Here is a 22,452-nt window from a genome sequence, read left to right on the forward strand (position 1 = left end):
TCTTTTCCTCCAACGACCGCTACAGCATCGGGGCGTCAGTTGTTCAGTGAGCCAAAGGACATGACCTTTGGAGGTTGTCCAGACGAAAGCCGTAGCACCGTCAGGACGCCGGTCGCGAAAGCCCCCGTGTCGATGCGGATCGCGCCATCCGAAAGATGCGGATGCGTTACGATCACATGGCCCTGCACGACGCAAAGGCCATCAGGCGCGGGCGATACGTCGCGCCCCCAGAGCAGCGCCTGTTCGCGCTGCATCGCGATCGGGCGCGTTCCGTCCATGCCGGCATGGGTGAAAAGGTAATCCTTCCCGCCAATGCTTGCGCGATAGCCCTGCGCCAGACCTTCGAGCCACGCCCTGTGGTGGTCGGGGATATGCGCGGCAAGCATCTGGTGCAGGCGGCGGGTGTTGAGCCGTTGCGAAGGTGGCAGGCTGAGCCCGTAGGATCGCAGGGTTTCGAACCCGCCCTGTTGCAGCCAGTCCCAGGCGCGCGGCGGGTCGGCAAGGAAGTTCAGCATCATGCGTTCATGGTTGCCCATCAGCGCCATCGTCCGCGGGTTCGCGGTGGCGGCGGCGGTCATATCGTCCAGAACGCCCGCGCTGTCCGGCCCGCGGTCGACAAGATCGCCCAGCACGATCACGGTGGGTTCGTCAGGCCCCGCATCGGCACGGATGCCTGCCAAGGCCGCGCGCAGCAGGGCGCGGCAGCCATGCACGTCGCCTATGGCGTAAAGCGGGCCGTCAATGCGGCCCAGATCGACGATGCGGACAGGGCCGGGGGCGCGATTGCGCAAGATGCGCCCGACAAGCGATTGCCAGAAGATCATGGCTTTGCCCCCGAAGGGGCGGGGCTGAACGGCTCGACAGGGGCAAGTGTCGCTTGGGCCTGTGCGGGGCCCGACCCCGTTGCCCGCCGGCGCGATTGCCGTCCGATGCCAAGCCCGAGGATCATCATCAGCAGATAGGTGTTCGCGGGGATCTCAAGGCTGAAATCCCCCAGCGAATGCACCGCCCCCAGAGCAAGCGCCCCAAGTCCGGCCGCCGCAATCCCCCTGAACCCGTCGTCGGACCGCAAGCGCCGCCAAAGCAGCGCGCCTATGGCGACAAGCGCCAGCATCGGGACCGATCCGAAGACCAGCCCGAATTCGGCCCAGAGCATCAGGTAGGAATTGTGGGCCAGATCATAGGTCACCGGCGCCAGAAGGGGCGGGGCGCGGAACGCCTCGAAGGCCATGCCGAAAGCATCCATCCCGAAGCCTGTAAAGGGGCGGGCTGCCAGCATGTGCAGCGTCTGTGCGTAGATCGCCAGCCGGTCGACCGATTCATTGCCAAGAAAGAGAACCCGCTCGGCCACGCCTTCGCCCGCCGCGACAAGGGACACGGCGACCAGCACGGCGGCAACCAGTGCCAGCAGTTCGGCCGCCAGACGCCCCGAGGTCACGCCCGCCCGCTGCCGCAACAGCGCCAGCGTCACGGCGGTTCCGGTCATGCTTGCCGCAAGGCCAAGCCGCGATTGCGTGTAGACCAGCCCGATCAGCAGAAACAGCAGGCCGACCGCCACCGTCAGGTCGCCATAGTCGAGCTGCTGCCGCCACGTTCCCTTGCGCGTCGCGCGGATGCCGCGTTGCCGCGACCGTTCCGACAGGATGCCGATCCCCAGCACGATGCCGAAGCCAAGATAGGTGGCCAAGGAATTGCGGTTGACGAAGGTGCCCGTGGCACTGCCCAGATAGGCGGTCTTGTTGCCCCAAGGCGAGAAATCGCCCAGCAACTTGAGCGCGACGACAGCCCAGATCGCTTGCAGGCAGATGCCGCCATAGACCACCTGCGCCATGCGCAGCACGCGTTCGCGCCGCGAGGCCACCTCGAGGACAAGAGCGACAAGCAGGATATAGCCCAAAAAGCGCAGCACGCCCGACATGGCCACATCGGGCTGGACCGAGACGGTCGGCCCCTCGGCCAGCGGGGGCAGCGGCAAGGCTGCGGCCAGCCAGCCGGGCAGAAGCGGGGCAATCGGCAGGCTTTGGAGGTAAGCCCAAAGCGGCAAGAGCAGGACAAAGGCGATCAGCCCCTTGTGGTCGAGACTGCGCAGCCGGTATCCCGCCTCGACCGAGGCAAGCCGCAGGGTCGCGATGCCGGCAATGGCGGCCAGAACCGCTGTCCAGAGCAGCCACCATGTCGCGCGGTTCGACGCCAGCGGCAGCGCCATCAGCGGCACCATCACCGCAAGCAACATGCCAAGCCTGTCATGCAGACGGCTGATCCGGTTGCGCTGTCCCGAAGCGGAATGTGTCACGAGCCCGCCCCCGTTTCGCGCCGAAGCAGGTCGAGGAACGCGCGCTGGTCCGCCGGGGCCGCAGCATCGGCTGCGCCGGCAATCAGCGGGCGCATCCGGTCATGGGTGATGTAAAGGGTGGCCAAGGCCTCGCGGCCCCAGTGCGACAGCATCGCGCGCCCGATATCGGCGCGGGCGAGGGCGGCCACTTCGGGCGTCAGATCTGCCGAAGCGGATACAATCTGAAGGCGAACGTTCAGCGGCCACGGTTCATAGGGCGCGGCGACCTGTGCGGCGGCCAGACGGTCAGCCTCGATTCGTTTCGAGGTCAGCAGGGCGACCGCCATCGCGCGCCCGTTCCGCGGTGAGCGGGCCAGAAAATCATTCGCAATATGATTGCAATTGGTCGAGACAGCCTCGGCAAGGGCGGGATCGGATTTCAACCGTGGAGAGAGTAGCAACAATCTGCCGCATATCGAAAGAATGTCTCGAACGCTGCGAGAACTGGCCGGATGGGGCCATGCGTCGCCTGTTTCGGCAAGGGCCGAGATCACGTCATTCGTCGTTCCGGTGGTCAGAAGCACGGCGCGGTATTCTGCGATGAAAGTCTGTAACGATATGAAAAATATGATAAAAATAGCGATGAAAACAGATGCTGTCCGCGGATTTGTCAAGGTCTCTTCCATCTCTCCGACACGGTGGGTCCCCCACAACTGCCGCTTGTGCCGCCCGCATAAGCGCATTTTCGCGCAAAAGGTGTGCAATGATATCCTAAGTTGTGTCTCCGTCGTTCGGACGTCTTTACGTTTACTAACCAACCGTGTTAGCAAATTCCATGTTAATAATGACTGACGGTGAAAATCATGCAGTTCACGAAAAATCATAGTTTCAGATCCGTTTTGGCAGCGCTTTCCACGGCTGCCGCACTTGCATCAATTTCGGGTTTTCCGGCTTCGGCACAGGTCGCGATCGAGGTGCCTGCGCAGGCTCTTGGCGTCAGTCTTGCCGCATGTAGCTCACCTTCCAGTTGCGACGCGGCTTTGCAGGGGCTGATCGACCAACTGGTGGCGGCGAACCCGGGTGCCGACCTTGCGCTCATCATCGGATCGGTGATCGCGGCGGTTGCGGCAGGGTATAACAACGGCACAATTCCGGCAGCCGTGGCCGAGGCGGCGCTTGTTTCGGCAGGCGGTATCGCCTCGTCGAACGGTCTCACCTCGCTTGCTGCCGTTGCGACACAAGCCGTTGCCACGGTCGTTGCGGGCGATCCGATCGACCTTGAAGCGGTGGCCGAGGCATCCGGAAGCCCCGCCTGAGGCCTTCGGTCCAGGCGCAGGTTGTCGCGCCCGGGCCTCCTTGAAGAACTTGCCTGACGATTTGATTTTCAACGACTTTTTTCGGTCGAATGATGCAGCATGCCTAATGGGGACCGTATGACCTTCGAGCGTGGGCGCCTGAAAAACGAACCGGACTTTCTGAACGAGGAACCGGTGCAGCCGATGCGGACGGCGGAAGCCTTTGGCGACATTGCGCGGGTCCGTCCCGACAGCTTCTATCGCCGGAGCGGGAAGCGGATTTTGGATTTCGCCCTCGTCCTTGCAACATCGCCGCTCTGGGCTGCGCTGGTCTGTCTGACCGCCCTGATCGTGAAGCTCGACGGCGGTCCGGCTTTCTATACCCAGCTGAGGGTGGGGCAGGGCGGCCGCATCTTCAAAATGTGGAAACTCCGCTCGATGGTCGTCGGTGCGGAAGAGAGCCTTGCATGGCATCTGGCAGCCGATCCGAAGGCCAAAGCCGAATGGGCTGAAAACCAGAAACTGTCGCGCGATCCGCGGATCACTGCGGTGGGGCGTCTTATCCGCAAGACATCTCTCGATGAACTTCCGCAACTGTGGAATGTCCTGACCGGAGACATGAGCCTTGTGGGACCGAGGCCGATCATGGTCGAGCAAACACCGCTCTATCGGGGCAACGCCTACTACTCCATGCGCCCCGGCGTGACAGGCGTGTGGCAAGTCCAGGCCCGCAGCAAGTCGACCTTTGCCGACCGCGTTCGCTACGACGAGGCCTACTACCAGAACCAAACGCTTTCTGGCGACCTTGCATTGATTTGCCGCACCGTCGTCGTCGTCCTCGCCGCGAGAGGCACATGATGGGGGGGACGGCAGGCGGACGCCGGGGAGTGGGTGGGTGGGTGGGTGTTATCGGGGGTTTGGGTTGATTTGATGGCGTTTTGACTACTGAAGTTGTCGACAATTATTTGGAACACCTGATGTCATCTCCCTCCGAAACACTTTGCAAATTGTCTTGGTGCCGACGCCAAACGGTAGACGTCTGATGGAGCGACAGCTGCGTATTCTTTTGGTGGGTATCAACTACTCGCCGGAAATCATCTCGATTGCCGTCTACTCGACAGGCATGGCCGAGTTCCTTGCCAAGCGAGGCCACACCGTCGAGGTCGTAACCGCACATCCCTATTTTCCCGAGTGGCGCGCACGTGAGGGTTGGGGCGGTTTGCGCTGGGTTAAAGAGCATGTGGGCGGCGTGGAGGTCACACATTGCCCGATCTACATTCCCGGCAACCCGTCCGGTGTAAGACGAATTCTGCACCACGCCTCCTTCGCCCTCTCCTCCCTCCCTGTCCTGATGCTGAAGGTGATCCGCGGCAAATATGACGTCGTCTTCGTCGTGGCTCCGTCCCTCGTAGCGGCTCCGGTTGGAGCGCTTGCTGCTCGGCTGTCGGGAGCAAAGGCGTGGCTGCACATTCAGGATTTCGAAGTCGAGGCTGCCTTCGCAACCGGCCTCATATCGCAGCAATCCCTCATCGGTCGGCTTGCTGTCCGTTTCGAGCGCTGGACCATGCGCATGTTTGACCGCGTGAGTACGATCTCTCCACAAATGCGCCGGCGCCTTGTTGAAAAGGGTATCCCCCAGGACGAGACTGTCGAATTCAGAAACTGGTCGGATATCGAAGCGATCAAGCCGCTCGACCGACCGTCTCCTCTGAAGGCCGAACTTGGACTGACCGAGAAGATGCTCGTCCTTTACTCGGGCAACCTCGGAAAGAAGCAGGGGCTTGAAGCCGTTGTGGGTGCAGCAGCAAGACTTCAGGATCGGGGAGATATCGCGTTTGTAATTGCGGGTGACGGACCGCTGCGTTCCGACCTTGAACACTTGGCTGCCGGATTGTCCAATGTCGTCTTCATCCCGCTTCAGCCCTACGGGCGTCTCTCGGACCTGCTCGGGATGGCATCGGTTCATGTCCTACCTCAGATGGCAGATGCTGCTGACCTGGTCTTGCCTTCCAAGCTCATCAACATGCTCGCTTCCGGCCGCCCGATTGTCGCAACCGCCATGCCTCACACCGGCATATGGGAAGAAGTCCAAGGCGCCGGAGTCGTTGTCCCTCCCGGTGACACAGAAGCACTGGCACATGCGATCAGCGACCTGATCGATGACCCCATCCGGATGGAAACGCTTGGCAAAGCGGCGAGAGCCAAGGCGATTGAGCGCTGGGACATTGCCAATATACTTTCAGGACTGCAGGGCGACCTTGCGAGCCTGACAAAAACTGCCACGCTTGAAAGAGGCCAGAAGACCGCATGAAGCGCGCACTTATCACCGGCGTTACGGGGCAGGACGGATCGTACCTGGCGGAGCTCCTACTGGCCAAAGGCTACGAGGTCCACGGGATCAAGCGGCGGTCGTCGCTCTTCAACACCGGACGGATCGACCACATTTTCGAGGATGTCCACAAGCCGGGTGCCCGCTTCAAGCTGCATTACGGCGATCTCACTGACAGTTCGAACCTGACGCGGATCCTGTGCGAAGTTGAGCCGGACGAGGTGTATAACCTCGGCGCCCAGAGCCATGTGGCGGTAAGCTTCGAGGCGCCGGAATACACCGCGGATGTCGACGCAATGGGCACGCTGCGCCTCTTGGAGGCGATCCGCTTCCTCGGGCTGGAGAAGAAGACACGCTTCTATCAGGCCAGCACCTCCGAACTTTACGGCCTCGTGCAAGAGACGCCGCAGCGCGAGACCACGCCGTTCCATCCGCGCAGCCCTTATGCCGTGGCGAAGATGTACGCCTATTGGATAACGGTGAACTACCGCGAGGCCTATGGTCTTTATGCCTGCAACGGGATCCTCTTTAACCACGAGAGCCCGCGGCGGGGCGAGACCTTCGTGACGCGCAAAATCACGCGTGGCATGGCTAACATTGCGCAGGGGCTCGAGGATTGCCTCTACATGGGCAACATCGACGCACTGCGCGACTGGGGACATGCCAAGGATTACGTCCGGATGCAGTGGATGATGCTGCAACAGGAAGCGCCCGACGACTTCGTAATCGCGACGGGGGTGCAGTATTCGGTGCGCGAGTTCATCGAATGGACTGCTGCGGAGCTGGGTCTGCGGCTGCGGTTCGACGGGGCGGGTGTCGACGAGGTAGCGGTCGTCGAGGCGGTGACCTCAGATATGGCACCTGCGGTGCGGCCCGGACAGATCGTAATGCGGATCGACCCGCGCTACTTCCGTCCTGCCGAGGTGGAGACATTGCTCGGTGATCCGACCAAGGCACGCGAGAAACTTGGTTGGGTGCCTGAAATCACGGCACAAGAGATGTGCGCCGAGATGGTCGCGTCAGATCTCAAGACCGCACGGCGGCACCGACTTTTGCGTGAGCACGGGCTGGAATTGCCCGTCGCGATGGAGGGTTGAGCAATGCGCGTCTATGTAGCGGGCCATCGTGGAATGGTGGGAAGTGCGATCCTGCGGCGGCTAGCTGCGGACGGGGTCGAAACGATCACGCGCAGTCATGCAGAACTGGACCTGACAGATCAGTCGGCGGTCGCGTCCTTCATGCAGGCCGAGCGGCCGGATGTGGTGATCTTGGCTGCGGCAAAGGTGGGGGGCATTCATGCCAACAACACTTATCCCGCCGACTTCATCTACGAAAACCTGATGATCGAGGCCAATGTGATCCATCAGGCCTTCCGAGCAGGGGTGGAAAGGTTGCTGTTCCTCGGATCGTCCTGCATCTACCCGCGCGAGGCGCCGCAGCCCATGGCGGAGGGGGCTCTGCTGACAGGGCCGCTCGAGCCGACGAACGAGCCCTACGCCATCGCCAAGATCGCCGGTATCAAGCTCTGCGAAAGCTACAACCGGCAGTACGGCACGGACTACCGATCGGTTATGCCGACGAACCTTTATGGTCCAGGTGACAATTTCCATCCGGAAAACAGCCATGTAATTCCCGCGATGTTGCGCCGATTCCACGAGGCGGTACGGTACGGAAAGGACGAAGTGGTCGTTTGGGGCAGCGGCACCCCGCGACGCGAATTTCTACATGTGGACGACATGGCGGAGGCAAGCCTATTCATCATGGATTTGAACGCGGCAACCTACGGTGCGAACACACAGCCGATGCTCAGCCATATCAATGTGGGCACCGGCGAGGATGTGTCGATTGCTGAGCTTGCCACCCTGCTGGCTGAGGTGACAGGGTTCCGTGGGCGCATCGTTTTCGACCGCACGAAGCCGGACGGGGCGCCTCGCAAGCTGATGGATGTCAGCCGCCTGGCCGCGATGGGGTGCAGGGCTGGCATTAGGCTCCGAGATGGCTTGGCCGACACATACCAGTGGTTTCTCGAGACATCCGAGTTCCGCACATGACCAAGGCCAAATCTTATTGTGGCGCAGGCATTTGCGCGCGCCGACAACTGACCGTTGCCGACTTTCTCATTTCAGGGCGATTGCAGGCATGAAAGCCCTGCTACAATCAGCCACTATTAACACTTGGATGAGCATTGTAGTGCGAGTGGGTGGATTGGCCGTGCTTTTGCCAGTCGCCTTGCGGCACCTTGACGTCCACCAAGTGCTCGTCTGGCAACTGCAGAGCAGTATCCTCGCTATGATGATGTGGATCGACTTCGGTCTGACCCCAACCTTTTCTCGGTTTATTGCCGTGGCACGGGGAGGCGGCACTCTGGAGGCCCTGCGCCAACCTGCAGCAAAGATTGCGTCCCATAACGAGCGCCATCCCAAAAGCGGGCAGCGGCTTGACGTGGCGCAGATTGTGACCACTTCCGCTCGGGTCTATCTTGGCATGGCCGCAATTGGCACGTTCATCGTGACCACAGTTGGAACTGCTGTTCTGGCCGCTCCCATCACCGCGCTTTCTCTGCCTTCCGAGGGGTGGCTGGCTTGGCTCTTCACCGCCATCTCGGTGCCATTCGCCCTGATAAACGGCAAAAATAATGCAATCCTAATGGGGCTCGACCGGATCACCACACTCCGGCGTCTGGAAACCGTACTTGGCCTGTTCCAAATTACGAGTGCCGCAATTGTAGTTTGGTTGACATCAAACATCGCATGGCTTGCAGCATGCTATAGTTTCTGGACAGTTGTGGGTTATGCGCTGATCAGGCGTCAACGACAGGTTTTTATTGCCGAAACTGCCATCGTCCCCGTCGTCGAGGCGGTATGGAACCCCGAACTGTTTAAGGTGGCTTGGGCTACTGCTTGGCGTTCCGGTATCGGTGTGCTTCTCAGCACTGGCATCATCCAAGGGTCGGGCATGTTGATGCCCCAACTTGCAAGCCCCGAAGCCGCCGCCGGGTATCTGCTTGTTTTGCGCTTGATCACCGTCGCGAGCCAGATGTCGCAAGCACCGTTCTATTCTCGCCTCCCTGCAATGGCCAAAGCCAATGCTGAAATGAACCGCGCAGCCATGGTTGAATTGGCCCAGCGGGGTCTAATGCTGTCGCTCTGGACTATGGTCGTCGGTGTTTTTGCAGTTCTCGTCATTTTTCCTGCGGTCCTGTCGCTTATAAACGGATCGATAGCGACTGTTCCCCATGACCTTTCATTGCTCTTATCCGTCGCCTTTTTCGCAGAGCGCTATGGTGCGATGCATATGCAAATCTACACCTTGTCCAACCATGTCGTCTGGCACCGCGTGAATGGCCTGACTTGCTTCATCGTGCTAGCCGCCTTCGCCCTCCTTTGGCCGATAGCAGGCGTTATTGCCGTGCCGCTCGCACTGCTCATAGGTTATGGTCTTTACCTTTGCCCCGTCACATCACGGTTGGCGCTGAGTTTCATGCAGCAAAGCCGGATACACTTTGAATGCCGGACCAGCCTTGGCCCAGCGATAGGCCTTATGGCCAGCCTCACCATTGCCGCGGGTGTTTGGAGGTAGCGACACCATACACACCGCAAACGGACGCACAGCCCTGACAAACCACTAACGTTAACTTCCCTCTGCGATTACTGGATTTTTGCTCATGAAACACAAACTCGTTGCGCTCATGCCGATGCGTCACTCGTCCGAACGGGTGAAAGGAAAGAATTATCGTCCCTTCGGTAACGGACGCCCCCTGTTCCAACACATGCTCGATGTTCTCACGGCGACCGAAGGCATCGACAAAGTGGTGATCGACACCGACTCGACAATCGTGCAGGAAATTTGCAGACGCGATTATCCTCAGGTTCAATTGATCGACAGGCCCGACCACCTGCGCGCGGGAACCACTCCGATGAACAACGTGCTCTTGCATGACATTTCGATCGTCGATAGTGAATTCTATCTTCAGACGCATTCCACGAATCCGCTGCTTTCGAAGGAAACCGTCCGCGCGGCAGTGGACACATTCTTTAGTAATTACCCCATCTATGACTCGCTCTTTTCTGTGACTCGGGTCCAGACTCGCCTATGGGATCCCTTGGCGCGGGCCGTAAACCACAATCCGGCGATTTTGTTACGCACGCAGGACTTGCCGCCACTGTTCGAAGAAAATTCCTGTATCTACATCTTTTCTAAGGACAATCTGGTCGTACGCCAGAACCGCATCGGAATGCGTCCCTACATGTTCGAAATGGACCCATTTGAAGCAGTAGATATCGACGAGGAGATCAACTTTCGGGTCGCCGAGGCAATTTATCACGGGACGAAGGAAAAGAAGCAATGACAGCCACCATCCTTGTAACCTGCGGCCATCTCCAAAGACATATTGGGCTGTATCGCGACGAGATCCGCGCCCATGGTTTTGACGTTAATGTCCCCCCCCTGACGGGCCAGCAATTCGGGGCAGACGATATGGCAAATTTCCTGCGCGACGCAGACGTAGCAATTGCTGGTGATGATGCGCTGGGCGCGGATGTCCTCGAAGCAGGCGTCTCGGGCCGTCTGCGCGGCCTCGTGCGTTGGGGCATCGGAACCGACAATGTGGACAAACCGACCGCAACTCGGCTGGGCTTGCCGGTGTTCAACACACCAGGAATGTTCAACCACGAAGTCGCAGATCTGGCTCTTGGTCACCTGCTAAACCTGTCCAGGCATATCCACAAGATGGACCGAGACGTCCGCCAAGGAAAATGGACCCGGTTTGAGGGGACATCTCTAAACGGGAAGGTTTCTGGAATCATCGGGTTGGGTGGTATCGGCCGCGAAATTTGCCGACGGGTGCGCGCCTTTGGCATGCAGGCAATCGGGTGTGACGTCGTCACCATCCCCACGTCAGCTCTGGAAGACGTCGGTGCCACCCAGGTCAGCTTCGAAGACATACTTGACCAAGCCGATGTCATCTTTCTCGCCTGTGCTCTCACAGCCAAAAACCATCATCTTTTGAACGCTACCGCTTTTGGACGCATGAAACCTGGTGTGCTCATTATCAACGTAGCCCGTGGTCCTATCATAGACGAAACTGCGCTGATAGCTGCTCTGGATTCAGGCCGTGTCGCCGCTGCCGGTCTCGACGTGTTCGAGGTTGAGCCTCTGCCTGCAGGCAGTCTCCTGCGATGTTTCGACAATTGCCTGTTTGGCACCCATTCCGGATCATCAACTGCAGAAGCGATACATCGTACCAACCGAGCAAGTGTCGATATCGCGCTCGCCATGCTGGGCGTGAAGCCAGATCATCTGCTCAGCTGCAACCGCATTGCTTGAGAGCCTAACAAGAGTACTCATGCCGAAGATTTCGATCATCATTCGAAGCTATAACGAAGAACAACATATCGGCAGGCTTTTGCATGGTCTCGAAATGCAAAACATGCGCGATTTTGAAATTATCTTGGTGGACTCAGGATCAACTGACAGTACCGTGCCGATTGCGGAGCGCTACGGTGTACAAATTGTACGAATCCCAAAAGCAGAGTTCTCGTTCGGACGAGCCTTGAACCTCGGATGCGCGGTGGCAAAAGGGGAATTTCTACTGTTCGCTTCGGCGCATGTTTACCCCCTGCGCCGAGATTGGCTTGAACGTATTATCGCGCCCTTTGAGGACTCCAGCATCGCCATTAGCTACGGTCGGCAGGTTGGGAACGAGGTGACACGGTTCTCGGAGCATGAAGTCTTCAAATCCTGGTTTCCGGCGCAATCCGTGCGGCATCAGGCACACAATTTCTGCAACAACGCCAATTGCGCGGTTCGCCGTAGTTTATGGGAACAACAGCATTATGACGAAACCCTAACTGGACTAGAGGATCTCGCTTGGGCCAAGGGAGTTCGTACACGTGGCGGTCAAATCGCCTATGTTGCAGAAGCCGTAATCGCTCATGTGCATCAGGAAACTTGGTCACGGGTGCGCAACCGCTATCGACGCGAAGCAATCGCACTGCGGACGATCGAACCAGTCATCCGCTTTAGCTTTGTAGATTTCCTCTCGTTGACTGTACGCAATGTAGCCTCAGATATGAAAACTGCCGCACAAATGGGCCGCCTACGCCACGAAGCAGCGGGCATCGTTCTATTCCGCTTAAATCAGTTTCTGGGGACATGGCTGGGACATCGGGACCCAGACAACGCCGACGCAGAGTTGCGAAGCAGGTTTTACTATCCGACAACGTACCGACGTGATCATAATTTGCAGTCATCACTAGACATCGACTATCGCCAGACTGGCGACAAGCCGACACGTTAGAACGCGCGACAGCCGTCGAACTTGAATGGGAAATACAATGATCAGACGCGCATTGCGGCCACTGAAAGACGCGGTAAGGCGAGAGATTTCGGTCTTGCGTTGGCGCAAAACGCCAGCTGGCCGGTCTACAATTGCAGCATTTGCTGCGCTCAAGGACAGTCAAAGGGGCAAGGACTGTATTTTGCTCTGCAATGGGCCCAGCCTCAATAAAGTTCCCTTTGATAAGCTCAAAGGCCGATACATAATTGGGCTGAACAAAATAAACTTGCTGTTTGACCGGACAACGATGCGCCCAGATATGATCGTTGCAATTAACAAGTATGTCATTGAGCAAAACTCAGAATTCTTCAATAAAACAGAAATTCCGCTGATTTTATCCCGAGCTGGAAATGAGTGCGTCACCAAACGTAGTAACGTTAATTTTTTGAATTTTGACGATCAAGCGCTTTTCTTTTCAGAAAGACCCGGCCACATCACTTGCGAATTTGCAACTGTAACATATTCAGCGCTGCAAATCGCCTTTCATTTGGGATTTGCGCGCGTTGCTATAGTGGGCGCTGATCACAGTTTTAGTCAGGTGGGCAAGCCAAACGAGCTTCAATTGTCTCGTGGGCCAGATCAGAATCACTTTGATCCAAGGTATTTTGCGGATGGAACCCCATGGCAATTGGCTGACTTGACAAATAGTGAGCGCGCCTACGAATTGGCAAGGGGTCGTTTCCAACGAAACGGACGGCTTGTCTTTAACTGCACGGAGGGAGGTAACTTAGAAGTATTTCAGAGAATGCCCCTTATAGAATTCCTCGCCACCAATCCAGATTTTAGATCCCAAAGCGAGGCTGAAACGTGAGTGGCAGCAATTCAGAAAAGACAATGCCAAGTATTTCAATCGTTACGGCCGCTCGGAATATGGAAGCCACGGTAGCAAAAACAATTTCATCTGTAACAAGTCAAAAGCGATCACATGATCAGTATATTTTTATTGATGGAGCGTCTACTGATCGCACAGCAGAAATTGCAAAAGAATTTGCAGACAAAATTGATGTGCTAATAAGCGAACCTGACGCTGGACAATATCACGCTATATCAAAGGGTTTCAAGAAGGCGCATGGTGATGTTTTAGCTTGGATTAACGCAGATGACATTCTGATGCCATGGACCTTCCAAGTAGTGTCGGCAATTTTTGCAAAGTTTCCGGATATTGACTGGATAACGGGTGCACCTAGTTTTCTTTCGGAAGAAGGTGATCTTACGCGTGTCGAATACAAGCCTGGGGCATATCCTACGCACTTTATTAGAAATGGCTGGTTTCGACCGAAATTTGGAGGTTTCTTGCAGCAGGAAAGTATGTTTTGGCGTCGCAGTTTGTGGGAAAAAGTGGATGGCCTAGATGTCTCGCTGTCGTTAGCAGCAGATTTTGATCTATGGATGCGTTTTGCTCAGCACTCAGATCTTATACCAGTCGATATCCCCCTCGCGGCGTTTCGGGAACAGCCAGGACGCCAGCGATCGTCGATACACCAAGATCAGTATGAACGAGAAGTCATGAACTTATGCAGTCAGAAACCATCGCCGTCTCGACTGTGGAACAGCCTCGCCCAACACGGACGTGTCGGCTCAAGCCTCATGCGCTTGGCTATATCTGCTAGACAACCTGTAATTACTTTTAACAATTATACGCGTCAGTGGGACATGGTGACGAGACGGCGGTCTCTGTCTCGTCTTACTTTGGGGCAACTTGCCGACATTCGACTGATGACACGAAAACCATATTAAGTGTATGACCCAAGGGTCTTGTCGGACTCGCACTTTTATCCACTGCTCTGGAGTATGTTTCCTTGATGAAAAACGAAAGGAGCGCCGACATATTCGTGACCATTGTAGTATCAATCAGAAATGCTGCGGTTGATCTATCGAAAACTCTAGATAATTTCGCTTTACAAACCTTTGTCAATTTTGAAGTGCTGATCGCCGACTGCAATTCTACCGATGATCCTGCGCAATACGTTACCGCTCGACCGTATCCCATTGTTCATATAGTTCAGACAGACTACGGGATTTATGATGCTTGGAACAGGGTATTACCGCAGGCGCGGGGTCGTTGGGTTATTTTCATGGGCGCTGGAGATACCTTCAAATGTCCTAATACATTACAGGACGCAGCAGAGTTCCTCTCCCGTTTACCTGATAATGTACTAATGGCATATGGTAGGGTGGATGTGTTGGGCGAGAATGGGAACTTAATGTATGACTGCGGTGCACCTTGGTCGCAGGCGCTGAATCACATTCGTCGTTTTGAACTGTTCCCGCATCAAGCTACCTTTCAGCGAACCGATACCTTCACGCGTTTTGGGCTCTTCGATGCACAGTATCGTATTGCTGGTGATCGAGATATGATTTTGCGACTAGCAGCCGTTTTTGAGCCAGTGTTTTTTCCCCAGACGGTTGCTAATTTTCGCTACGGGGGCACTAGCAGTGTGCCGGAAAAACGTTTGATGAGCATCTTTGAGATGTCCGCAGTGATGGCGAAGCACAATATTAAGCCAAAATCATCGTTCCCTCTCATTAAAGCGACGGTGCTGAACCTACTCACCTATGTACTACCGGAAAGTGTGCTGTATCGTATGGTCGACGCTTACCGCATTGCAACAGGGCGAAAGCGCCGATACCAACCTCGGAAGTCCGCTGAAGATATGCAGGATTTGTGAAAAGGATAGCGCAGGGTGGGAACGATGAAGGATGGGTTAACTCGTAGAATTTTCGTGCTAGGATTGTGTCGCAATTGTGCAAACAGTCTGCCCGCCCTTATTAAAATTTTAACAGAGCTTCGAATTACTGGAAGTTTCGACATTCAGGTGATCTTCGGGGAAAATGGCTCCATAGACGGGACGAGGGAACTGCTGGAACGCGCGGCACAAGAAAAACCATGGCTGGCAGTAGTAGATACAAGTTTTATGGCGACCATCTCCGAACGGTTGGCACGCATGGCTGCTGGCCGGGAGGCACTGAGAAAGAGCTTGCCTGACGCGAAGTCCGACGACGTTGTAATTGTTCTGGACACTGATCTGGAGCTTGCATGTCCACTGAGCGTCAACAATCTGTCTAAAGCGCTTGCAGAACTTGACAAACCGTTAACATCAGGCGTTTGCAGTTACTCGGTCCCATTCCACTATGACATTTTGGCGCTACGGGAAACAGAAAATTCAAATAACCCTGCACTAGATTTTTATCGTTTGAAGATAGATCAGCACAATTTATGGTCTTTTACTTGGAGACCATTTGCTAGATTTCTGAAAGCCATCAGTGTTTCACGTATGCAGCGCCGACTCGGGACAGCTTCTGGAAGAAAATTCTTCAGTGCATTCAATGGGTTATGTATTTATCATCGTGCGCTTTTTGACGACGCTAGTTATATCGGCACAGGCGTCGAGTGTGAGCACGTAGTTCTACACACGAACATGCACCGCATTTCCAACGGAACTATAAGGGTATCTAGCCACATCGGTGTGCTGGCGCCGCCTGAATACATATCGCATCCCTTGCCCAAGGCATTTGCTGTAGCTAGAAAGGCGGTCGTTCACTTTTTTCAATTTAGATCATTTATCGCTTGATACAAATGAGGTTTGCGATCTTCGCCGGATACTCAGTATGACTTCCAATCTCACAAAGGCGTGAAGTTCCAAGGTATCCAGCAAAAGAATTGTGTGGATCGCGTGAACCCCATTGTCCGCTATTTTCATGGTGAGCAAAGACGGAACGGCCGGTCTCAAATCGCCGAAAATGTTCCAGCTTCCAGATTGCGAGGTAGTTCGCCCGGCACAATTTCCATGTCATTGGGCTCGCGTCGGAGCGAAACCGTTTCTTCCGCTTCTGACCGCAGAGTCTGTCTGCTTATGGTACGCACGAGATGCAGCGTGAGAGCTTTGTTCAGAACGAACTGTGTAACAGACCCTACCAACAGCCCTCAGGATTCAACCAAGCCATGCAGTAGATGAGCGAATTTTCGCAACATCGCCACAGAACGTAGAGCTATGTTCCAAATATTTCTTGCTCTTCACTGCACTACACCGTCATAGATAAATGATATCAAATTGCATTCGGAGCAAGAGGCTCGACCAAATGCCGCTTAGATTCCGCCCCCTTCTCATATCGTGCGTCGGATTTTCTTTTGCAGGGATGCCGATGGCACTGGTCGTCGAAACCGTTGCCGGTCGTGGGCCATTTCTCATTATTGCGGCTGTCGGCATTGTTGCAGCCGGGATATTATCGGTATATACTTTTTTTTCAACAAGTTTTACGCTAATAAAAATTAAAACTTTAGTTTGGTCGTGCCTGTTTCTTGGCTTAGGTGTTGCCATTATGATTGGCCTAATACGCACTCCGGCACTTTCCGAAAGTGCGCTTCTATCTGCGCATGCGGCATTTATCTCGACTTCTCCCGTGATTTTCATCGTGGCCGCTGTTTCAGCGTCGGTACGTGATCTGCGTACCAAAAGTCGACTGATTTATTGGGTGATTGCGGGCCCCGCTTTAACGCCAGCGTTGATGTTATCTTATGATCTCACAACGGGGGGAGGGCAGCAGTATATCTTGTCTTGGATTTCTGGTGTTCGCGTTCTCAATACAGGCTTAATCTCAAGTCCGAACGTAAATGCACTCATTGGTGCCTTTGGTGCAATTTCATCACTCTGGCTGATTTTGGAAATGAGAATATGGTACTTTGTTTTTTGTGGTCTGTGCGGCGCTTTCTACCTATTTATTTCGGACAGCCAGGGTGCTTTCATAGCAACATGCATTACAACACTGTTTATAATTGCGCCTCGATATTTAAGCGTTGCAGTCATGCGCACTTTAGTGTTTCTCTGGGTATTCTCCGCGCCGCTACAGATCTTGATTTATTCTTCCATATCTGGGACTCAATTTGGGGACTTACTCACTCGAGCCGAGGCCGAATCGCTTGGTGTTGGCACCGGCCGAAGCGTGATTTGGACTGGAGTTTTTGAGGAAATTCATCGAAGCCTGCCTTCATACTTTTTCGGCACAGGATATCTCAGCGCTCTGAATACAACAGCTGTTAGCGCGATTGGATCTATTCTCTCTTCAGGTGACGTTGGTTTGATACTTCAGCGCACCTACTCGTTACACAATTCAGCGCTGCAAACCTTGTTCGACACTGGGATAGTTGGTCTGTTTTTGCTAGTTTCGTGCACTCTCCGTGCAAGTGAGGCCAGCAGAAGAAATCATCCCAGATTAAATTCCTTGATTCTTTTTATACTGCTGGCTGGCTTCAACGAAGCAGCAGGCACTGTTTATTCAACTTTCACTTATATTCCTTTCATTGCGCTGATTGGTTTACAATGTGTTGGCCGCATTGATGAAGTCAAAACCACCACTGAAATTGCTTCGACCGACTCGCGCAAACTTCGTTTTGGCGCGGGGAACTTAAACTTCACCCGAAGCAAGCAGATGCGCCAACACAAGTGAAGCAATGTTCCCGCCTTGGCAAATACTAGCGCGAGCTCGTTTGCAAAGGAATTCTATGTGTGTACTATCCCTCTTACGGGTCCTAGACATGCGCACATTTAAGAGAATGTCTTGTAAGAGAATGTCTTGCGATTTTGAGGTTTGCAAGTGTGGCAAACTACCGCGCATCGAGGTTGTCGCTTGCAGTATTGCAGGCCTGACTTCATGCAAGGGCATGAGACTCCCAAGAGGAATTTGTCGTTGGAGATTTCTGTTGCAGCTAGGAAGGCAGTTCATCGCACGAGTATCAAACCCCGTTACCGGAATTATTGTTTGAGCTGTTTAAGGACCGCCCAACTCTTAATTTCTAAAACGCCAATCCCGACTCGCCTGCATATGTTGTACTACTATGAAGCCCGCACAACATGATGGTCTCCACTCTACACCGACAGGACGCAAGATGACTTCATATGCCGAACTCACACATGAAAATCCGTCGAGATTGAAACGGTTTTCACATAAATCTAGATTTCATAGATATTGTAAGTTTATAGGGGAAGCTTCTGCAGGTAGGACACAATTAAAATTATTGGATTACGGCGCGGGTGACGGTTATCTGTTTGCAGAGATAGCCAGAAGACAAATAGGTTCATATGAATTGTGGGCGTATGAACCTGTTGAGTCGCAATATCTTCAATTGACCGAGACTGTAAGCAAGCTCGATTTAGAAGTTAATTTGATACAGGAGCTTGAGGAATTTTATTGCTTCGATGTTATTATTTGTGCGGAGGTATTGGAGCATTTTACCGCTATTGAAGCGGTCAATCACTTAACCATGATTAAAAATGCGCTTTCTCCCAACGGGAAGCTATTGATTTCCGTTCCAATCGAGACGGGATTTTCAGGATTTTTCAAGAATATTTTTCGTATGCTAATCGGTCAGGCGCATAGCGGTACTGGCTTCAGAGATATTTTCCGGTCCCTTTTCTCTAAGCCTAAGTTCAGAGGCAATACGGGCTATATACCATCTCATGTTGGGTTTTGTCATAAGAACATTGAATATCTTTTAATCGATAGCGGATTTAGTATTGAAAAGAAGTACTTCTCGCCCTTCCCAATTTTTGGAGAATTCTTAAACTCGCAAGTGTATTTTTCCTGTACTTTGCGCAAATAGGTTTGCAATTGTACGATTGGGGTTCGTGACGTTGCCCCCAACCTTTATCCAGCGTGAGCGAGACTCCGGGTTTGAGTGATCCGACCCCCAACGTTGGACCGCCCGAAGGCAGAGTTTTCCGGCTTCGCTCAGGGTGACGGGCTGGTGACGCCCCCCGATCTCGTGAGCATGATCGGGACCTTGTTGCCGATCGCGCCGTGTGGCCGTTCCTCGTTGTGGTATCTGTATCGACCCAGTGAAAATCTGCTCATGCTACAAAGGAGACGGTAGCGATGAGTGTGACGATGGACGACAGCATCAAACGGTGGACGGCGAAGCGTAAGACGGCGCTGGTGGTCGAAATCATTCAGGGCAAGACGACGGTGGCGGAGGCCAGTCGGGCTTATGACCTTTCGCCGTCCGAGATCGAGGGCTGGGTCGATGATGCCAAGCGGGGCATGGAGAATGCCCTGCGTGCGAACCCGCTGGAGATCCGCGAGCAATATGAGAAGCAGCTGAAGGACCTGCAGGAGGCCTACGGCGAGGCCATGTTGGAGCTGCGCGCCAGAAAAAAGCTGGCGGCCCTCATGGAGCGGGAGGACGGCAATTGATCCGGACGCTCCATGAGGGCCTTCTGGCCGATGGGATCGCGGTGCCGCTGACCAAGCTTTGTGCCTGGTTCGGGGTGTCGCGGCGGACGGTCTATTACAAGCCGACCAAGGCTGCGCCGAAGGTCGATCCCCGCTTTGCCGATCCGATCAAGGTCATGATCGAAAAGGAGCCGTCCTTTGGCTACCGCACGGTGGCGTGGCTTCTGGGCTTCAACAAGAACACGGTTCAGCGCATCTTCCAGATCAAGGGCTGGCAGGTGCGCAAGCGCCCGATCGGCATGCGGCCCCGCATTGAGGCCGTGCCCTCGGTGGCCACGGCTCCGAACGAACGCTGGTCCACCGACCTGTGCCGGGTTTGGGCGGGGCGCGACGGCTGGACAACTTTGGCCCTCGTCATCGACTGTCACACCCGTGAGCTTCTGGGCTGGCATCTGTCGCGATCCGGCAAGGCAACGACCGCTGCCAGTGCCCTCGAGCATGCCCTCATCAGCCGGTTCGGCACCTTGGGCAAGGTCACGCGTGAGTTCCTTCTGAGGTCCGACAACGGCCTGGTCTTCACCAGCCGCCGCTACACCGCCCTCGTCAGGAGCTACGGCCTGAAGCAGGAGTTCATCACGCCACACTGCCCGCAGCAGAACGGCATGGTTGAGCGTGTCATCCGAACGCTGAAAGAGCAGTGCATCCATCGCCAGCGCTTCGACAGCATCCAACATGCAACCCGCGCCATCGGTGACTGGATCAGCTTCTACAACCATCGCCGCCCACATCAGGCGCTGGACATGAAAACCCCCGCTGAGGCATTCGCATTAGCGGCTTAACCTGTGCAGATTCCGCTGGGTCGATACAGAAGAGGTCTATCGCGCCGGATACTAGACCTTCGCCGATGTCGCAGTACGGTTGCCCCGATACATCGAGCAGGTCTACAAAGCCAAAAAAACTACACTCCTCCCTAGGATACCAATCCCCAGAGGAGTTCGAAACCCAACTCGCCCGAAAGGCGGTTTAGATCGTATGACACCGTGGTCCAGTCCAATGGGTTCACTCCATACCCGGCTCAGTTCTGTGTAGAAATCAACACAGGATGCCTCCGAAGGTCCCGTTCCCGACTGAATTTTTCCACCAGTTTCATGCCGCAGGGTTGCTCAATTAATTAGATCATTGCTGGCCTCGCCCGCGGAGGGTTTCAAGAATGTGACTGTAGAGAACGTTCGGCAGCACGGGTTTGGTGATGAAGCCGTTCATACCAGCGGCAAGGCAGCGCTTTTGATCCTCCACAAAGGCATTCGCGGTCATAGCGATGATTGGGGTTTCATGATGTGCCGGAAGCAGCCTGATCTCTTCTGTCGCGGCGAGGCCGCCAAGTCGCGGCATTTGCATATCCATCAGGATCAGCGCGTATCGGTTTAGCGTTGCGAGTTCCAAAGCTTCGAAACCGTCACTGGCCGCATCCACGAAAAATCCAGCGGCCTTGAGGAAGGCGGACGAAATTTCAGTATTGAGAGGTTCGTCCTCGACCAAGAGAACGCGCAGTCCGGAAAACTCCGCGCGCAGCACGTCCTTGGCTGACATAGATGCATCGTCTCGGGGCGTCGGAGAAGCTTTTGCGACATGCAGGCAAACGGTGAACCAGAAGGTGCTCCCTTGCCCTGGCACACTTTCTGCGCCTGCATCGCCGCCCATCAACTGTGCGAACCGGCGCGTGATCACTAGCCCGAGCCCTGTACTGCCTTGCAGATGCGCGGATGAAGTTCCAGCTTGCTCGAATGCGGAAAACAATTTGCTGAGTATCTCCGGTTCAATCCCTTCGCCTTGATCTTCGATCTCGAACTTAACCGTTACCCTGTCCGACAGACGTTCGATTACACGTGCGCGGACGACAACGTCTCCACTGTTCGAAAATTTGATGGCATTGCCGATGTAGTTGATCAGCGATTGTTTCAGACGTACCTCGTCTCCGATCAAAGCTTGGGGTACGCCGACAATGTCGGTTTTCAGCCGTAAGCCTTTTGCACTGGCACGCTCCTTCATCATCTCGACGACGCTAGAAACCAACTCACTCGTCCGGAATGCAGCCTCATTGAGAGTAAATTTGCCCGCGTCGATCTTGCTCAGGTCTAGGATTGCATCGATTGTTCCAAGCAGGTGCTGCCCTGCAGTGATGACCTTCTCGATCCGTTGACGCTGCAACGGGTCGGTTGCTTCATCACGGATCAGAAACGACAATCCCAACACGGCATTCATCGGCGTCCGAATTTCATGACTCATATTCGCCAGAAAAGTTCCCTTGGCCGCGTTCGCCGCTACTGCGGCATCAGCTGCAGCGCGCAACTCCTCGTTCAGGTGTAAAATCTCGCGCGACCGTTCTTCGACAAGTTTTTCCAAGTGATGCTGATAGCGCTTAAGTTCATGATCTGCGCGGTCCCGCTCGATCGCAATCGAGGTCAAGCTTGACGCGTGCTCGATGACCTGAAGGTCCGTCCGATCGGGAGCACCTGAATGGCCTTTGTAGATCGCAAAGGTTCCGATCACGCGGTTCTTAGGGTCCGTCACCGGTTGCGACCAACAGGATGCGAGGCCTGCAGCACTTGCCGCATCCTTGAATTCCTTCCACCGCAGGTCGGTAGTTATATCCGTGACGATGACGCGTTCGTTCAGATATGCGGCTGTGCCGCAAGAGCCAGCCCCCTGTCGTATCTCGATGCCATCGACAGCCGTGTTGTATGCTGCAGGGAAACTGGGTGCGGCTCCGAGCGTTAGGTGTTTGCCGTCAGCGGATACCAAAAGGATCGAGCACTTGGTTTTTGGAAGGATACGTTCGATGCCCTCGACAATTTCGGTATGGATTACGCGTAGAGGTTTCCCTTCTAACAAAAGGCGTAGCACTACGCTGCGGTGCGCTTCCATCATTGCGCCGGAAAACGAACTGGACCCATCATAATCCGCTGGAAAGTTTATCTGCATCATCAGACCGTGGAGTTTAGACGGCATGGCGTTGGAATTGAGAAAGTATGTCGCAAGGTTGGATTGTTAT

General features: G+C 55.0%; 21 protein-coding genes. 17 read left to right on the forward strand and 4 right to left on the reverse strand.

Annotated features, from left to right (window positions below; genetic code table 11):
• Positions 1–35 precede the first annotated feature (35 nt).
• Genes H7F16_RS06270 through H7F16_RS06280 form a run of 3 tightly spaced genes read right to left on the reverse strand, consistent with a single transcriptional unit; the run spans position 36 to position 2,958 of the window.
• Complete coding sequence (locus H7F16_RS06270; RefSeq protein WP_185796737.1) at positions 36–824, reverse strand: metallophosphoesterase; 789 nt, start codon at positions 822–824, stop codon at positions 36–38.
• A complete protein-coding gene (locus tag H7F16_RS06275) occupies positions 821–2,293 on the reverse strand; it encodes an O-antigen ligase family protein (RefSeq protein ID WP_185796738.1) in 1,473 nt (490 codons plus the stop codon). The genes H7F16_RS06270 and H7F16_RS06275 overlap by 4 nt, the downstream gene beginning before the upstream one ends.
• On the reverse strand, positions 2,290–2,958 hold the full coding sequence (locus H7F16_RS06280) for a hypothetical protein (protein ID WP_185796739.1): 669 nt from the start codon (positions 2,956–2,958) through the stop codon (positions 2,290–2,292). Before H7F16_RS06280 ends, H7F16_RS06275 begins: the two co-directional genes overlap by 4 nt.
• Before the next feature lie 177 nt (positions 2,959–3,135).
• On the opposite strand from H7F16_RS06280, the gene H7F16_RS06285 reads away from it, so the two are divergent.
• The 17 genes from H7F16_RS06285 to H7F16_RS06365 all read left to right on the forward strand — a co-directional run bounded on the left by H7F16_RS06285 (position 3,136) and on the right by H7F16_RS06365 (position 20,239).
• On the forward strand, positions 3,136–3,588 hold the full coding sequence (locus tag H7F16_RS06285; RefSeq protein ID WP_185796740.1) for a hypothetical protein: 453 nt from the start codon (positions 3,136–3,138) through the stop codon (positions 3,586–3,588).
• Positions 3,589–3,705: 117 nt separating this feature from the next.
• The gene (locus tag H7F16_RS06290; protein ID WP_241741331.1) at positions 3,706–4,425 is read left to right on the forward strand and encodes a sugar transferase; all 720 of its coding nucleotides are present in this window, start codon (positions 3,706–3,708) and stop codon (positions 4,423–4,425) included.
• Between the two features lie 184 nt (positions 4,426–4,609).
• Positions 4,610–5,878: a WcaI family glycosyltransferase gene (locus H7F16_RS06295; protein WP_206682581.1), complete on the forward strand. Its 1,269-nt coding sequence runs from the start codon at positions 4,610–4,612 to the stop codon at positions 5,876–5,878.
• Positions 5,875–6,993 (forward strand): GDP-mannose 4,6-dehydratase, encoded by a 1,119-nt coding sequence (gmd, locus tag H7F16_RS06300; protein ID WP_185796741.1) that lies wholly within the window; start codon positions 5,875–5,877, stop codon positions 6,991–6,993. Before H7F16_RS06295 ends, gmd begins: the two co-directional genes overlap by 4 nt.
• Positions 6,994–6,996: 3 nt before the next feature.
• Positions 6,997–7,947 carry a GDP-L-fucose synthase gene (fcl, locus tag H7F16_RS06305; protein WP_185796742.1) on the forward strand — a complete coding sequence of 317 codons (951 nt, stop codon included), beginning with the start codon at positions 6,997–6,999 and terminating at the stop codon, positions 7,945–7,947.
• Positions 7,948–8,035: 88 nt separating this feature from the next.
• The gene (locus H7F16_RS06310; RefSeq protein ID WP_185796743.1) at positions 8,036–9,475 is read left to right on the forward strand and encodes a lipopolysaccharide biosynthesis protein; all 1,440 of its coding nucleotides are present in this window, start codon (positions 8,036–8,038) and stop codon (positions 9,473–9,475) included.
• 85 nt (positions 9,476–9,560) lie between these two features.
• Positions 9,561–10,244 carry an acylneuraminate cytidylyltransferase family protein gene (locus tag H7F16_RS06315; RefSeq protein ID WP_185796744.1) on the forward strand — a complete coding sequence of 228 codons (684 nt, stop codon included), beginning with the start codon at positions 9,561–9,563 and terminating at the stop codon, positions 10,242–10,244.
• Positions 10,241–11,221: an NAD(P)-dependent oxidoreductase gene (locus H7F16_RS06320; RefSeq protein WP_185796745.1), complete on the forward strand. Its 981-nt coding sequence runs from the start codon at positions 10,241–10,243 to the stop codon at positions 11,219–11,221. The genes H7F16_RS06315 and H7F16_RS06320 overlap by 4 nt, the downstream gene beginning before the upstream one ends.
• A gap of 19 nt (positions 11,222–11,240) precedes the next feature.
• Entirely contained in the window at positions 11,241–12,194 is a 954-nt protein-coding gene (locus tag H7F16_RS06325; protein WP_185796746.1) for a glycosyltransferase family 2 protein, read from the forward strand.
• Between the two features lie 37 nt (positions 12,195–12,231).
• Complete coding sequence (locus H7F16_RS06330) at positions 12,232–13,044, forward strand: 6-hydroxymethylpterin diphosphokinase MptE-like protein (protein WP_185796747.1); 813 nt, start codon at positions 12,232–12,234, stop codon at positions 13,042–13,044.
• A complete protein-coding gene (locus tag H7F16_RS06335) occupies positions 13,041–13,970 on the forward strand; it encodes a glycosyltransferase (RefSeq protein WP_185796748.1) in 930 nt (309 codons plus the stop codon). Before H7F16_RS06330 ends, H7F16_RS06335 begins: the two co-directional genes overlap by 4 nt.
• A 65-nt stretch (positions 13,971–14,035) precedes the next feature.
• Positions 14,036–14,902 (forward strand): glycosyltransferase, encoded by an 867-nt coding sequence (locus H7F16_RS06340; RefSeq protein WP_185796749.1) that lies wholly within the window; start codon positions 14,036–14,038, stop codon positions 14,900–14,902.
• Positions 14,903–14,917: 15 nt separating this feature from the next.
• Positions 14,918–15,805: a glycosyltransferase family protein gene (locus H7F16_RS06345; protein ID WP_185796750.1), complete on the forward strand. Its 888-nt coding sequence runs from the start codon at positions 14,918–14,920 to the stop codon at positions 15,803–15,805.
• A gap of 571 nt (positions 15,806–16,376) precedes the next feature.
• Complete coding sequence (locus tag H7F16_RS06350) at positions 16,377–17,678, forward strand: O-antigen ligase family protein (protein WP_185796751.1); 1,302 nt, start codon at positions 16,377–16,379, stop codon at positions 17,676–17,678.
• A gap of 439 nt (positions 17,679–18,117) precedes the next feature.
• On the forward strand, positions 18,118–18,831 hold the full coding sequence (locus tag H7F16_RS06355; protein WP_185796752.1) for a class I SAM-dependent methyltransferase: 714 nt from the start codon (positions 18,118–18,120) through the stop codon (positions 18,829–18,831).
• A 272-nt stretch (positions 18,832–19,103) separates the two neighbouring features.
• Positions 19,104–19,421, forward strand: a complete 318-nt coding sequence (locus H7F16_RS06360) for a DUF1153 domain-containing protein (protein WP_045982276.1) — start codon at positions 19,104–19,106, stop codon at positions 19,419–19,421.
• Entirely contained in the window at positions 19,418–20,239 is an 822-nt protein-coding gene (locus H7F16_RS06365; protein ID WP_185796753.1) for an IS3 family transposase, read from the forward strand. The genes H7F16_RS06360 and H7F16_RS06365 overlap by 4 nt, the downstream gene beginning before the upstream one ends.
• A gap of 337 nt (positions 20,240–20,576) precedes the next feature.
• Here the strand turns inward: H7F16_RS06365 and H7F16_RS06370 are convergent, their stop codons facing one another.
• Positions 20,577–22,385: a response regulator gene (locus H7F16_RS06370; protein WP_185796754.1), complete on the reverse strand. Its 1,809-nt coding sequence runs from the start codon at positions 22,383–22,385 to the stop codon at positions 20,577–20,579.
• Between the last annotated feature and the right edge of the window lie 67 nt (positions 22,386–22,452).

The sequence above is a fragment of the Paragemmobacter straminiformis genome, assembly GCF_014243445.1.
Taxonomy (GTDB): domain Bacteria; phylum Pseudomonadota; class Alphaproteobacteria; order Rhodobacterales; family Rhodobacteraceae; genus Paragemmobacter; species Paragemmobacter straminiformis.